We start from the raw sequence: 14,030 nt of genomic DNA, 5'->3' as shown, positions 1-14,030 counted from the left end.
ATGCTACAGAGGCCTGATTTTTTTCGCGACGTCAATGATGCGGCCTACCGGTAGCCCTAGGCGAGTGTCCATGCGTTGGCAATGCAGACCCGGCCTCCTGTCCCGTTGGCAATCAGTTTCACCCCCAGGCTGTCGGCCTGTGGATAAAGTCGGCTGCTAAGGGAGAAGCTGCCGTTTTTGTCGAATACTTCGATCGATGATCGATCAAGGAACACGCGCAGTTCCAGTTGGCCCTGCTTGGAGTCTATTGCCACGCTGCGTTGACCGCTGACGTGGGTGCCCGACGGGTCGCGGTCCAGGATCAAGCGTTTTAGCGAGGCATCGTAATAAAGCAGCGTCTGCTCCTTGCCATCTGCGCTGCAACGCAGTGCCACGCCCAAATGGCCTTCCAGGCAGTCGAGCAGGTCCAGATGCACATGTATTTCGAGCAGGTCGCCCCGCACCTCGGTCACCCACCGGGTACCCGGCTCGCTCCACCACGGGGTGCCTGGCAATGACGCATTGCGTAACCCCGTCAGTTCGCGTGCGGGGTGCACGCAAAGGCGCTCGTCGCGCACTTCAAGTTCGCGTGGCAGGCCGAGCATTCCGCGCCAGTGATGCGCGGTCGTGGGCGTCGGGCTTTCCCACATATCGAGCCACGCCCACACCAGACGTCTGCCATCGGCAGCCACGAGGGTTTGCGCCGCATAGAAGTCGTGGCCGTTATCCAGTTCGATAAAAGGCCCGCCGCTGAACTGCCACTGACTGTCGATTTGGCCCACTCGGTAGCCGGTGTGGAACTTGTTCAGCCGCTCGTAGCCCTGAGCCGGCATGCCTTGCGGGGAGTAAAGCAGCACATCGCGCCCATCCAGGCGAAAAAGGTCAGGGCATTCCCACATATAACCATCGCCTTCGCTACCACTGGATACATAGCTGACGAATTCCCACGCGTGCAGGTCCGCAGACCGATACAGCGGCAGCAGCGGTTTGTCACCCAGGCGCGCGCCGGCAATCAGGTACCAGTGCTCATCCTGCTGCCAGACCTTCGGGTCACGGAAATGAATGATCGTGTCTTGCGGCGGGCTGTCGATAACGGCGCCGTGTTTGACGAAGTTGATGCCGTCGAGACTGGTGGCCAGGCACTGCACCTGACGGATAAAACGCTCGTCGCCCACCTCTCCCAGCCAGGTGTGCCCGGTGTAGATCAGCGCCAGGGTATCGCCACACACCACGGCGCTGCCGGAAAAACAGCCGTCCCGATCGAAGTCATCGCCCGGTGCCAACGCAATAGGCAGGTGCTGCCAATGGACCAGATCAGCACTTTTGGCGTGGCCCCAGTACATCGGACCCCATTTCGCGTCAAAGGGGTGATGCTGATAGAACACGTGGTATTCGCCGCGAAAGTACACCACGCCGTTCGGGTCGTTCATCCAGCCCGCAGGCGGGGCCAGGTGATAACCGGGTCGATAATCGTGGATGACCTGCGACAGACCCTCCTCAAGCGCATGGTGCGCGCGCTCGAGGGCGTCAGACATCGGGTTGCTCATGGAAAAACTCATTGGGTGCCTGCCTGTACGAGGTGCGGCGTGGTGCCGGGTGTCAACTGCTGACCGGCGTCTGCGTGACGCTTCAGTGCCAGGCCATCGGCGTCGAACACGTGCAGGTTGCTGTCATCCAGTTGCAGCGCGACCTGGTCGCCTGCCTGCCAACCAGCCTTGGCATCGCAGCGACAAATCAAGGGTTCGCTCTCGCCGGTAGCCAGGTGCACGTAAACCTCGCTGCCCAGGTATTCGACACCGCTCACCATGACGCCAACACCGTTGTTCGCAGCCGTCAGGGCGATGTGTTCCGGGCGAACACCCAGGGTCAATTGCGCTCCGTTGGCGAGGTTCGAGCTGTCAAAGGGCAGGGACGTCATGCCCAGTGCCGGGACATCGATCAGGCTGTTGCGGCCTGGTGCCTGCAAGCGCACTGGCAGAAAATTCATTCTCGGTGAGCCCAGAAAACCGGCCACGAAGCGGCTGGCGGGGCGCTCATAGAGTTCGCGTGGTGAGCCAACCTGTTCGACCTGACCGCCGTTGAGCACGACAATCTTGTCCGCCAGGGTCATCGCCTCTACCTGATCGTGCGTGACATAGATCATGGTCGAGCCCAGCCGCTTATGCAGCCGCGCGATTTCGTTGCGCATCTGCACCCGCAACGACGCATCGAGGTTGGACAGCGGTTCGTCGAACAGCAAAATGTCCGGTTCCCGCGCCATGGCTCTGCCCATTGCTACCCGCTGACGCTGCCCACCGGACAGTTCCTTGGGTTTGCGCTGCAGGAGTTTGTCCAGTTGCAGAATCTGTGCGGTTTTCAGCACGCGCTCGCGCAGGCTGCTTTTTTCTGTCTTGGCCAGCTTGAGACCAAAACTGATGTTGTCGTAGACGCTCATGTGCGGGTACAGCGCGTAGGACTGAAAGACCATACCGACACCACGCTCGCGCGGTTCCAGGTCATTGACCCGTCGTCCGTCGATCAGCAGGTCGCCACTACAGATCGAGTCCAGTCCGGCGATCAAGCGCAGCAGCGTCGACTTTCCGCAGCCAGACGGGCCGACGAACACAACGAACTCACCTGCAGCGATCTCCAGGCTGACGTCGCGCAGAATGCGCATGCCGCCCAATTGCTTGTCGATGTTGGCTAGCTTCAATTTCATCATGATGCTGTTCCTTGTCATGGTTGTGCATCAACCCTTTAAAGCGCCGGCAGTGAGGCCGGAAACGATGCGGCGCTGGAAAATCAGCACCAGAATCACCAGCGGGACGGTCACCAGCACCGACGCCGCCATCAGCAGGCCCCAAGGCAATTCATGGGAGCTGCCACCCGAAATCAGGGCGATGGCGACCGGCACCGTGCGTTGGGCGTCTGTCAGGGTGAAGGTCAGGGCAAACAGGAATTCGTTCCACGCGGCAATAAAAGCCAGCAGACCGGTGGTGACCAGGGCGGGCCACAGCAGCGGCAACAGCACGCGGGTCAGAGTGACCCAGGGCGAGGCGCCGTCCATGATGGCTGCCTCTTCCAGTTCATGCGGCAATTGCCCCATGAAGGTGGTCAGCACCCAGACGGTGAAGGGCAGGGTGAAAATCGTGTAACTGAGGATCAGCGCCCACGAGGTGTTATAGAGCCCAAGCGCGCGGATCACTTCAAACAGACCCGACAGCACCGCAACCTGTGGAAACATGGACACGCCGAGCACCATCATCAGGACCGTGCCGCGCCCACGGAACCTGACCCTGCCCAAGGCATAGGACGCCGTCAGGCCGAGAAACAGCGCGAGCATCACCACGCACAGCGAAACCACCAGCGAGTTCGCAATGGCCTGCAGGAATGAAGCCTGGCTGAGGACCGCCGCGTAGTTGGAGAAGTCGGCTTTGGTGATCCAGTAGCTCGCCTCAAACAAGGCACTGGAGGGCTTGAGCGACGTCAGGATGGCGTAGTAGAACGGGAAGATTGCATAGCACAGCAAGATCCCGACAAGGCACCAGAAGCCCAGGCGCAGTAGTGCTTTTTTCAGTCGGCGCAGGTTCATGAGCGCACCTCCAGTTGACGACGTCCGAGGTACAGATAAAGCATGGCAATCACGGCCACGACCAGAAACAGCAAGGTAGAGGCTGCGCTGCCATAGCCCACGTCCTGAAACTCCACCAGGTGCTGGCGGGCATAGACCGACATGCTCATGGTGCTCGAAGAGTTGGAGGTCAGGACGTAGATGACGTCGAATACCCGCAGTGAATCGAGGATGCGAAAGATCGCCGCAACCAGTAAGGCAGGCATCAGCAGCGGCAAGGTGACACGCCAGAACACCCGCAACGGATGAATGCCATCGACCCTGGCGGCTTCGTAGCAATCGCTCGGCAGCATCTGCAGGGCGGCCAGCATCAGCAGGGTGACGAAGGGCACGGTCTTCCAAACGTCGACGATGATGACGGCCCACATCGACAGGTCCGCATCTGCCGTCCAGGCCAAAGGCGCGTCAATCAAGCCAAGGCTCAGCATCAGGTGGTTGATGATGCCGAACTGGTCATTGAGCATCCATGACCAGATCTTCGCCGAGACAATGGTCGGAATCGCCCAAGGGATCAGAATCAGCGCACGAACCAGCGCGCGGCCGGTGAACTTGACGTTCAGCAGCAACGCGACCAACAGCCCCAGGACCATTTCCAGACCTACCGACACCACCGTGAAATGCAAGGTGTTGCGCACCGCGTTCCACCACTGCGGATCGACCAGCACGCCTGACCAGATGGCACCGTCGTAGAACAGGTAATTGCTCAGGCCGACGAACGAGCTGCTTTCTGTGTCCGACAGGTCGGCGTTGGTCAGGCTGAACCAGAATGTGCGCAGTAGCGGCCAGGCCGCCACCAGCGTCAGGCACACCAGCATCGGCGTCAGAAACAGCCATGCGGCGCGTACCCTGCGACGTTGTACAGGCGTTTCCCGGGTAATGAGAACGTCGTCACGGGGGAAGTCGATAGAAGAGGCAGGCATGATGATTTCCTTGCGTGTGGCTTACCAGTTGCGGCGTTTGATGCGCGTCAGTTCGGTTTCCAGTTCAAGCAGTGCCTGATCGACCGGCAAATCGCCCGCCAGCACGCTATGCACCCGATCAAAGAACGCGTTGGATACGCGTGGGTAGCCGCTGCCTGTGATGGCGGCGGGGCGCATCACTCCATTGGCGAGGATGCCGTGCAACTGGTTGTAGTAAGGCATTGTTGCGAGCAATTCGGGATCGTTATAAAGCGACTCGATCACCGGGTTGTAAGCGCCTGCCAGTGCACGATGTTTTTGCTCTCGGGCACTGGTCAGGTAGGCCACCAGCTCTGCTGCAAGCCCGGGGTTGGCGCTGTACCGCGAAACTGCCAGGCCCCAGCCTCCGAGTGTGGAGGCGTGGGTGCCGTTGGCTCCGCCGCGGGGCAGGGGGGCGATGCCGACCTTGTCTTTTACCGCGCTGTCCGGGCTTTGCACCAACGCCCAGACATAGGGCCAGTTGCGCATGAACAGTGCATTTCCCGACTGGAATACGCCGCGCCCCTCTTCCTCGGTGTAGTTGAGTACGCCGCGCGGAGAAATGTCGCCGACCCAGCTTTTCGCCAGGGTCAGCGCGGCTTTCGAGGCGGTACTGTTCACCACAATGTCCCCTTTCGGGTTGATCACCCCGCCTTCCGGCTGACTGCTGATCCATTCCAGGGCGTTGCACGTCAGGCCCTCATAGGCGCGCCCCTGGAAGACATAACCCCACATATTGGCGTTTCCTGCCTCGCGTTCGGCCTGTTGCACGTGCCTGGCGGTGGCCGTCATGTCCTCCCAGGTCTGGGGAACCGGCTTTTGGTACTTGTCGAGCAAATCCTTACGGTAATACAGCAGCCCCGAGTCGGTGAACCAGGGCATCGTTACCAGTCGGCCGTCAACGGTGGCGTTGTCCACCTGAGCCTGGAAATAGCCTTGTGTCGCATCCGCTGGAAGTAGCTCGCGCAGATCCGTCAGGTGTTTGGCGAGCATGCCGGGCCACACCATGTCGATTTGAATGATGTCGATGTCGGTGGACTTGGCACTGAGAATTTGCTGGTAGAACGACAGGCGCTCGGTTGCCGAGTTAGGCGTGGAGACCACCTGGACGTCGTTGCCGGTCTGTTTCGACCAGCTATCAACAGCCTCTTTGCACAGTTGCAATTCTGCTCCGACGGCCCCGCACGAGATCGTCAGATTTGCTGCGTTGGACAGCGCAGAGAACCCCGCAGACAGGGTGAGCAGCGCCACAGGAAGAAGAGATTTCAGCTGTTTCATAGAGCCCTCTTTATTTTTGTTTTTATAAAAGTTAACGTTAACATCGTCAATGTAACAGCGTATTTTCGATGTGGCACCCTTTTTTCTTCGATTCGCACAATTCTGCGCTGAAGGAAAAAAGCTCGGCCAACGTCACCAAAACAATAAAAACAAAACAGGAAGTCCACATGCAGAACGCATCAAGATGGGTAATCGCAGGCGTGCTCGGCACCTCGACGGCGGTTTCTCAGGCAGCGACTCTGGAAGAACGGATGGCTGCATTTGAAGCCCGTGCCAGTGCTGCTGAAAGGCGTGCAGCCGCAGCCGAACAGCAAACCCAGGCGCTCGCCAGGGAGTTGCAGCAAATCAAACTGGCCAACCCTGCTTTGCAGCCTGCGGCGCCTGCTGTGGCACCCACTGTGGCGGCCAGCCCGGCGCCTGCCCTGGATGAGCGCGTGGCAAAACTCGAAGCCCGCCAATTGAGCATGGAGAAGCCAAGCGGTGCCGGGCATCTCACCGACGGCTTCAGCTTCAAGGGCTATGCCCGTTCCGGCTTGTTGATCAACGACGGGCTGGGCGGGGGGCGCGGCGGGCCTTATACGACCCCGGCGGGTTCAGTCGGCGGTGCGGTCGGGCGACTGGGTAACGAAGACGACACCTACATGCGCTTCGACCTGTCGAAAGAAATCTATGCGCAGAACGGCACGCGTTCCAAATTCACGGTTTCCATCGCCGATGGAGTGGAAAGCTACAACGACTGGACGGCCACTGAGAGCAACCTGAATGTGCGGCAGGTATTCACCGAGCTCGACCATATCGCCGCGTTCAAAGGCAACCCGGTATTCGAGAACGCTACCCTGTGGGCTGGCAAGCGATTCGACAGGGATAATTTCGATATTCACTGGCTGGACTCGGATGTGGTCTTTCTGGCCGGGACCGGCGGCGGTATCTACGATGTTCAGATGAACAAGGGCTGGCGCTCGAACTATTCCCTGATCGGGCGTAACTACGGAGACTTCAGTGAGGGCGGCGTCGATGCTGATGTAGAAAGCTACATCCTGACCTCCAACCAATTCTTCGACAGTGGCCAGTGGCAGTGGATGTTCAATGCCATTGGGGCGAAGAAAAACGACGTTGGCACTCGCACCAATCAGGCCGGTTCGACGCCCGCAGATTCCGGCTTGCACTCCATGTTGGCCAATCACCAGAAAGACTTTTTCGGCCGTGAAGGCTTCTTCAAGACTGCTTTGCTCTATGGGCAAGGTCTGGGGGCGCAGGTCAAGGACATCGGCTCGGACGGTGAACTGCTCGACGACGCTCGCGCGGTGCGTCTGGCGCTTTATGGCGAAACCCCTGTTGCGCCGGGATGGCGCATCGGCCCCAGCCTGCTGGCCGAGCAGAGCAAAGACCGATACGTCAAAGGCGACGATTATCGCTGGCTCACGCTGAACATGCGCCTGGCCAACGAGATCAACAGTAACTTCGAGATGGCCTACGAGCTGAGCTGGCAAACCATGGACCTGGACCCCAAAGGCTACCTGCAACGCAACGCAGTCGATGGCAACTTCTGGAAGTTTACGGTTGCGCCGACGTTCAAGCCAGACATGGGCGACTTGCTCACGCGTCCCGAATTGCGCGTGTTCGCAAGCCTCATGAACTGGTCTTCGGACCTGGACCGCTACAGCACGACCGGCAATTTCGGCAAAAGCGACTTCAGCGCCGGTGGCGTATGGCAATTCGGAATCCAGATGGAAACCTGGTTCTAGCGTTATAAGACATGCATGTGCGCCCGCAACGTTCGCAGTACCAGGGCACAGGGGCGAAATGCACTGAACGCCTGCGCACGGCCTGACTCCAAATCTTGCCCCGACGCCTAAAGCCAACGTATCGCGTCGGTGGGTGTTTGAACCCTCTGCCCACTCAAGGAATTCTCATGACCGACCCACGTAATGTCGCCCACGACAAAAAAGTTCAGCAAGAGAAAAAGAACCACGGCGAAGAAATCGCGCCCAATGCCGAGCACGCGCCTCAGCCAGGCCTGAAGCCGGCACTCAAGCATGACGATGATGACAAGGACGACGAGCAGGTTTGAGCACAGCAAAAAGGCGTCCGTCGGGACGCCTTTTTGGTCAGTGCTTGTTGAAGTGAGCGTTACAACCTCGAGTATTATCCAGCCCGACGTTGCAACTACGGTCAGAAGCGGACCGTGACCCCCGCGTTAACCGAATGGAAGCGCGTGTCGGTACCGAACTGCCCTTGGTAGGACAGGTCCAGGTCGGTGCGCTGATTCAAGCGCAGTTTCGCGCCCACTTCAGTGAGGGCCGTGTTGCGCGCTTGAGCGACCCCTTGTACTTCGAAGTTCGGGCCGCCGGCGAAGGACTGAATGTTGCGCGGGTCCAGGTCACCGTAGGCGCGTCTCCATCCCAGCGAGCCGTAAACCTGAGTGTTGATGTTGGCCACATCGATGTTCGACGACGCGCGCAGACCCAACGTCGAGAAGAAGGTGTCCTGTTTATCGCTGGACACGTCCAGAGCGGCTGGTCCGCCTTTTTCGTGCATGTCCTTGGCATCGTAGCGCACGTAGGACAGGCCGGCGAAAGGCTCCAGGGCCACGCGGCCAATCGGTATGCGATAGGCCGCTTCGCCACTGGCCTGTAGCGACTGGGCGTTGCGCTTGCCGGTCAAGTGGTCACTGAATCCGGCAAACGCCACATTCCGCTCACTCTCCAGCTTGTGCCAGGTGTAACCGACGTCAGCGCTGAGACGCAGAGCGTCGATCTGAGCGCCGGTGTAGAGGCCCAGATGATAGTTGTCGCTGTGGCCGTCGGCATCGCGGTTATCGGCATCGAACTTCGAGCGGCTGTAGCCGGCGTAAACGCCGCCACGCCAGTCAGGCGTAAAGCTGCCGTCCGCCCCGAACAGCAGGCTGCCGGTGCTTTGCTGCAGACCGCCGGCGCCGTTATTGCCGTCTACCTTGGTCCAGTTGCCGAATGGCTGCACCCAGGCGCCGTTTTGAGTGGTCGGTGCGCTTGGCATCAGATTGAGTGCCATGGCCGGCATGCGCAGCGTGCCCGTATCCAGAAGGTTGCGCATGCGAGTGCCCAGCACGCCGGAGACCACCTGGCTGTTGGCGATCAGGGCTGTCGAGGTGCTGCTGTGATAGTCGCCGGACAGTTGATCGGCAGCGTCACGAGCACTTTCAGCGTCCAGAACCAGCAGGTTGTTGTAGAGACGCAGCGGTTCGCCGCTTTGCGCCAGTACGCTTAGCGCGCCAGCGGTATTGAACTGGTTCTGGGTCAGCATGACTGTCTGAAAGATGCCCGGGGTAGGGGCTGGTTCGGGAGCAGGCGTTGGCGCAGGTTCTGGAGTGGGTGTAGGGGTTGGCGTCGGTACAGGCTCTGGTGTTGGTGTTGGTGTTGGTGTTGGAGTCGGGGTTGGCGTCGGTGTGGGCTCTGGAGTTGGAGTTGGAGTTGGAGTTGGAGTTGGCGTAGGTGTAGGAGTCGGCTCTACGCTTTTTTGCTCGATGGTGAGATTCAGATCATTGGCGGTGCGTTGCAGCCCGACATTCAGGAACGCCGAGTTGGTCAGCGCCTGGGCATAGGCAGTGCCTGCTGCGGCGCCGTCGACCAAGCCGCCCTGAGCGGAGAGCAGGGTGTAAGTTCTGCCGCTCTGATAGCTTTGCGCGGGATCCAGCGCGGTCACGTTGACCTGCGTACCGCGCAGGGTCGCTGTGCCGCTCACGTTGATCTTGTCTGCCCTGCCGTCGCCGGCGATGTCTGCGGCGTAGCGTGAGCCGGCGGCCATGTCCAGGTCGCCTTGTATGGCCAGTGCGCCGATGGCGTTTTCGCCGGGCGACAGCGTACCGCCGGCAGCAACCTGGGTGGTGCCCACTTGACCGACGCCGGCCAACACGCCGCCGTCCAGCACCTGGGCGCTGTTGGTGTAAGTCCCGAACTGTGTGCGGCCCGCAATGCCGTTGACCACCAGGGTGCCGTTACCTACGTTAAACTGCGAAACGCTTTGGGTGGTGGCCGTGTTGCCGCGCTGATTGACCTGGTCGACGTTCCCCGACAACACCAGTCGGCCACCGCGTACAACGACGCTACCGGCTAACCCCGAGGTGTCGCCGCTCAGCGTAGTGTTTCCGCTGAACGCATACACTCGACCCGTTCCGTTCAGCGTGTTGGCGAACTGCAGATCGGGGTCGGTATGGTTGAACGCCAGGGAACCGTTGCCGGTGCCAAAGCTGACGGCGGTTTGCGGGTTCAGTCGGCCTGCCGCCTGAGCTGCGCCGGCAGTCATGGAATCGACATCGGTACGGTCAGGGTCCACCGCGACCGAGCCGCCGATGGCAAGCGTACCGCGCGTCGCCGTGTTGCTGTCGTTCACGAGGCTGATGAGCATACCGTTGGTGGCGCTCAATTCGGCACCGTCGGCCAGCGTCAGGTAAGTACGGACAATGCTGGTGCCGAGCGTCAACGTTTGCGCGTCGAGGCGGGTGCCCTGTCCGGTAACATTGACCTGATTGCTACGGTTGATGACGGCCGAACCCAGTCTTAGAGAGTTGCTTGTCAGTACTGCGCCGTTCTCAAGGGTCAGGTCATTTCTATTCAGGAAGGAGCCGCTGTTGTCCCAGCGCGTTCCTGCACCGGAAAGCCTGACGACCGAGTCAATGTCGACCTGCTGGCTATTGATTTTGCCGCCGTCATTGGCCGTTATGCCTGAACGATAGACAAAAACCCCACCGGCCTCGATGTTAACCGCGTCGACCAGAGAGTTCTGGCCACTCACCAGCAGTTGCGCGTTCGAAAATGCATTAGAACGGGCGCCACTGACGTCACCCAGATCCAGATCCCGCACCGACACCTGGCCCCCGTTGCGAACCGTCAGGTCGCCCTGACCGACACCACCGACAACGATGGTGTTACCTAGCACGAACGAGGTGCGAGGCACCACCCAGCGCGAACCGGCCCCTTCAACCACAACGTTGGCCTGAGCCATGTTGACGCCAGTACGGCTGGCTTGACCCACGATACGGCCGCCTTCGCTGGTCACCGTTGCGCCGCTGTTGATCGTGAGGGTGGAGGTGTTGCCGTCAGTTGAATTGACGTCGATCGCGCCATCGATTACGCGGTCGCTGTTAAAGGTTTCCTGACCGTTAGTGAGCACATAGTCAACTGCATGGGCCTCCGGGAGCAGTGCAAGAGTAATCGCAAAGGCAAGGGGGGATATTCTAAATAAGGGGTTCATAGCGACTCCAGATACTCCATAAAGACCACAAGGGTGGCTGCCAGCCCTGAGGGCTTAAGCGTTTCCGTTCGGCAGGGTGCCAACAACGGGAGTATCGAGAGGCGAAGTTGTTATTAAAATAGCACGCATGTACTAGTGGCCAATCACTACAGTGCGAGTTGGCCGATACACCGGGCATGCAATATTTCAATAGCTCATGTGTACTATAGAAGTTTTCTTCTGCGCAACTTAATCTCGTGCGCGCACTAAACATCGCTCGTGAAAGATGACAGTGGCCCAAGCAAGTTGCCCGCGAAGCTGTTCCCGTCACGTATAAACACTGAATCCTGCAGATAAGAATTACTATGCTCAAGAGAACACTTGGCCTCACGGCTGCGCTGGCATCCTCCCAAATTCTTGCTGGCGGTTTTGCGCGCACCGAGCAGAGCATCAGCGGCATGGGCGTCGGTCAGGCCGGACGCGCTTCAATGGCGCAGGACGCCAGCACGGTCTATGGCAACCCGGCGGGTATGGCGCGTCTTGAGGGCACGCAAATCACGGTAGGTGTCACGTTCGTTGATGCATCGACCGACATCAGCCATGCAGCCGGTCGTTCACGAGGCAGCAATGACGGCGACATGGTGCCGTTCAGCTCGGTTCCATTCGGGTTTTACACCCAGAAACTCGATGAGCACTGGGCGTTTGGCCTGGGTATCTATGCACCTTTTGGTTTGTCGACTGACTATGAAAATGGCTTTCAGGGGCGCATGTTTGCCAGTAAGAGCGACCTCAAGGTGGTGACAGTGCAGCCCACGGTCAGCTACGCCTTCAACGACAGGTTGTCGATTGGCGCAGGTCCCACGTTCAATCGAATTGCCGGGACGCTGGAGTCGGATATCACGCTCAATCCCGCCATCGCCGACACGCGCGTAAAAGTCAGCGGTGATGACACGGCGGTAGGCTTCAACATCGGCGTGCTGTTCAATGCGACCGACACCACGCGTGTGGGCCTGACCTACCATTCCAAAGTCGATTACAAACTTGGCTGCCATACGCAGGTCTCGACCGGTGCCGGGACGCCACCGCAGTTGCTCGCCAGCAATCGCTATGACTGTACGTTGAAAGTGGCCACGCCAGAGTCATACGATCTTTCCGTTACCCAGAAACTGAGTGACGCCTGGACGCTTTATGCCAGTGCTACCCGAACCGGCTGGAGCAGCATGCAGGACCTGAGCCTTCGTAATCAGCCAGTTTCCGCTGCGCAGGGAGGCTCCCTGGCATCAGCACTGACGGGGTCTATTCAGGAAGGCCTGAACTGGCACGACACATGGGCTTATGCCATCGGCACGGCCTACCGGTTGGATCAACAGTGGGTACTGCGTGCAGGCGTGCTGTTCGATCAGTCGCCGACCAGCAACACTGATCGATCACCACGCACACCCACAGGGGATCGCGAGGTATTCAGCGTTGGGGCTGGCTATGAGGTCACCCCGCAACTGACTCTTGATGTGGCTTACTCTTTTCTTCAGGAAGAAAGTGTCGATGTCAGCCGCGCCAATGCGTTAGGCAGCTACAGTGCGACGTATCAGAGCCATGCGAATTTACTCGGCGTTGGCGCGACCTATCGTTTCTGACCGTCAGTTGTTATGTGTGATGTTTCATGTTTCCAGCCGCTGGAGCAGCGCGTTGTAGTGCACCTGTACTATTGATGTCGTTTTGCGCAGTGGCTACGATTTTGTGCGAAGTTTTTTGCCCTCCATTATTTCAACATAGGGGGTAAAGCACATAAGTAACCAGCCAGCGGAGTGTGTGAATGAAAAGTGTAGCCTTGTTTCCATTGATTCTGGCTTTGTCGGGGTGTGCAGGTCTTGATCAGGCCATGTCGGTGACCAATGGTGTAATTGACCAGACAGGTGATGTGCTAAGCGGAGATTTCAGAGGGCTGACCGATGCCAAGGAAACAACGTTGACAGAAATCTGGGGCGATTGGCAAACCAACGAGGTCACCGCGAAAGAAAAATGGGACGCCCGAACACTGATTATTCCGGGTGTTGTGCAGCGCATTACCAAAACAGGAACAATTGTCGGCCAAAATCAGATCGCTGTCATATTCAGCGACCCTCGCAATCCCAAATGCACGGGCCAGGGTTTGACTCGCGATGACCTGTTGGTCAACAAGAAGAAGATAAGCGCCTTCAAGAAAGGCGACAAGATTCTCATGAAAGGCGTATTAGGCACCAGCGAATCGAAGTGGACCGACAACGATTCCTGCTGGCTGTCTTTTGACAAGGCTGAGTTTACACTGCAGAAATAGATCGGCTTATCGCCGGTAATTTTGAGTAATGACCGGCTTTATTTAAGATTCAGCCGTCATGGCGTGATTCAACCGAGAGTGCTTGACGGCGTGCGGTGTGTTGTTGCGGTGAGCTGCCGTGTTATCAGTAGGTCCTGAAGCTGCTCACTACATCACCTTTGAAGTCGATATCGATTTCATTGATTACGGTCTTCTGTCCCGGTGCGTTGGACCCTGTGACAGTTCCTGTGTCGTCCAGTATTTCCTGGGCATCACCCACACGTGACTCACCCTGCAAAACACTTGACGCGGCCGTTCCGGACCCATAACGGTTGCTGTACTTGATCGCCATTTTCTTTATTGTGTTTAGCCCGGATTCGCGGCGATCGTAACTCCACGTCGATGAATTATTACCCAGGTTATCGCGTACGGAGTTAGGCGCGCCGAATTTTTCTCTGATACTTGCCTTGGTAGATTTATTGGCAATGATATTGGCCTTGATGAATTCGGGCGCATACTTTGAATCGCCCGTCAGCGAATCCAGCGCACCAAGAGGATTACCGCCCCCTGTCGAGCAGGCGGTCATCGTTGCCATGATCGTTATTGCAGTCGCTAAACCCTTTAGCCGTGCCAGTGAATAATAATTGCCCATGCCGATTGCCCCTGAAGGTAAGCCCGTTATTGAAAGCTTTTATAGACAGACAGACACGTGCGGCAAAGCCTC

General features: G+C 58.6%; 11 protein-coding genes. 4 read left to right on the top strand and 7 right to left on the bottom strand.

The features are described from left to right. Positions 1-56 precede the first annotated feature (56 nt). From QRN38_RS18680 to QRN38_RS18660, 5 genes are read right to left on the bottom strand one after another with little or no spacing between them, the layout of a single operon-like run. Complete coding sequence (locus tag QRN38_RS18680) at positions 57-1,538, bottom strand: glycoside hydrolase family 32 protein (RefSeq protein WP_057419053.1); 1,482 nt, start codon at positions 1,536-1,538, stop codon at positions 57-59. Continuing rightward, positions 1,535-2,680: an ABC transporter ATP-binding protein gene (locus tag QRN38_RS18675; protein WP_057419052.1), complete on the bottom strand. Its 1,146-nt coding sequence runs from the start codon at positions 2,678-2,680 to the stop codon at positions 1,535-1,537. Before QRN38_RS18675 ends, QRN38_RS18680 begins: the two co-directional genes overlap by 4 nt. A 27-nt stretch (positions 2,681-2,707) precedes the next feature. Beyond that, the gene (locus QRN38_RS18670) at positions 2,708-3,550 is read right to left on the bottom strand and encodes a carbohydrate ABC transporter permease (protein ID WP_007246155.1); all 843 of its coding nucleotides are present in this window, start codon (positions 3,548-3,550) and stop codon (positions 2,708-2,710) included. Next, positions 3,547-4,509: a carbohydrate ABC transporter permease gene (locus QRN38_RS18665; RefSeq protein ID WP_005769959.1), complete on the bottom strand. Its 963-nt coding sequence runs from the start codon at positions 4,507-4,509 to the stop codon at positions 3,547-3,549. Before QRN38_RS18665 ends, QRN38_RS18670 begins: the two co-directional genes overlap by 4 nt. Before the next feature lie 21 nt (positions 4,510-4,530). Continuing rightward, positions 4,531-5,805: an ABC transporter substrate-binding protein gene (locus tag QRN38_RS18660; RefSeq protein WP_057416521.1), complete on the bottom strand. Its 1,275-nt coding sequence runs from the start codon at positions 5,803-5,805 to the stop codon at positions 4,531-4,533. Between the two features lie 167 nt (positions 5,806-5,972). On the opposite strand from QRN38_RS18660, the gene QRN38_RS18655 reads away from it, so the two are divergent. Next, entirely contained in the window at positions 5,973-7,550 is a 1,578-nt protein-coding gene (locus tag QRN38_RS18655; RefSeq protein ID WP_057419062.1) for a carbohydrate porin, read from the top strand. A gap of 167 nt (positions 7,551-7,717) precedes the next feature. Beyond that, positions 7,718-7,876, top strand: a complete 159-nt coding sequence (locus QRN38_RS18650; RefSeq protein ID WP_005769963.1) for a hypothetical protein — start codon at positions 7,718-7,720, stop codon at positions 7,874-7,876. A 101-nt stretch (positions 7,877-7,977) separates the two neighbouring features. Here QRN38_RS18650 and QRN38_RS18645 read toward each other — a convergent pair whose 3' ends face one another. Further along, complete coding sequence (locus QRN38_RS18645; protein ID WP_057419051.1) at positions 7,978-10,953, bottom strand: autotransporter domain-containing protein; 2,976 nt, start codon at positions 10,951-10,953, stop codon at positions 7,978-7,980. A 425-nt stretch (positions 10,954-11,378) separates the two neighbouring features. Between QRN38_RS18645 and QRN38_RS18640 the strand changes: the two genes are divergently transcribed. Further along, positions 11,379-12,647 (top strand): OmpP1/FadL family transporter, encoded by a 1,269-nt coding sequence (locus tag QRN38_RS18640; RefSeq protein WP_057419050.1) that lies wholly within the window; start codon positions 11,379-11,381, stop codon positions 12,645-12,647. Between the two features lie 179 nt (positions 12,648-12,826). Further along, positions 12,827-13,327, top strand: coding sequence for a lipoprotein (locus QRN38_RS18635; RefSeq protein WP_005769982.1), 501 nt, complete (start codon positions 12,827-12,829; stop codon positions 13,325-13,327). 124 nt (positions 13,328-13,451) lie between these two features. Here the strand turns inward: QRN38_RS18635 and QRN38_RS18630 are convergent, their stop codons facing one another. Further along, positions 13,452-13,958 (bottom strand): hypothetical protein, encoded by a 507-nt coding sequence (locus QRN38_RS18630; RefSeq protein ID WP_011103337.1) that lies wholly within the window; start codon positions 13,956-13,958, stop codon positions 13,452-13,454. Positions 13,959-14,030: the final 72 nt, after the last annotated feature.

The sequence above is a fragment of the Pseudomonas sp. CFBP2511 genome, assembly GCF_030209255.1.
GTDB lineage: Bacteria > Pseudomonadota > Gammaproteobacteria > Pseudomonadales > Pseudomonadaceae > Aquipseudomonas > Aquipseudomonas avellanae.
This window is presented reverse-complemented; position numbering and strand designations above follow the sequence as displayed.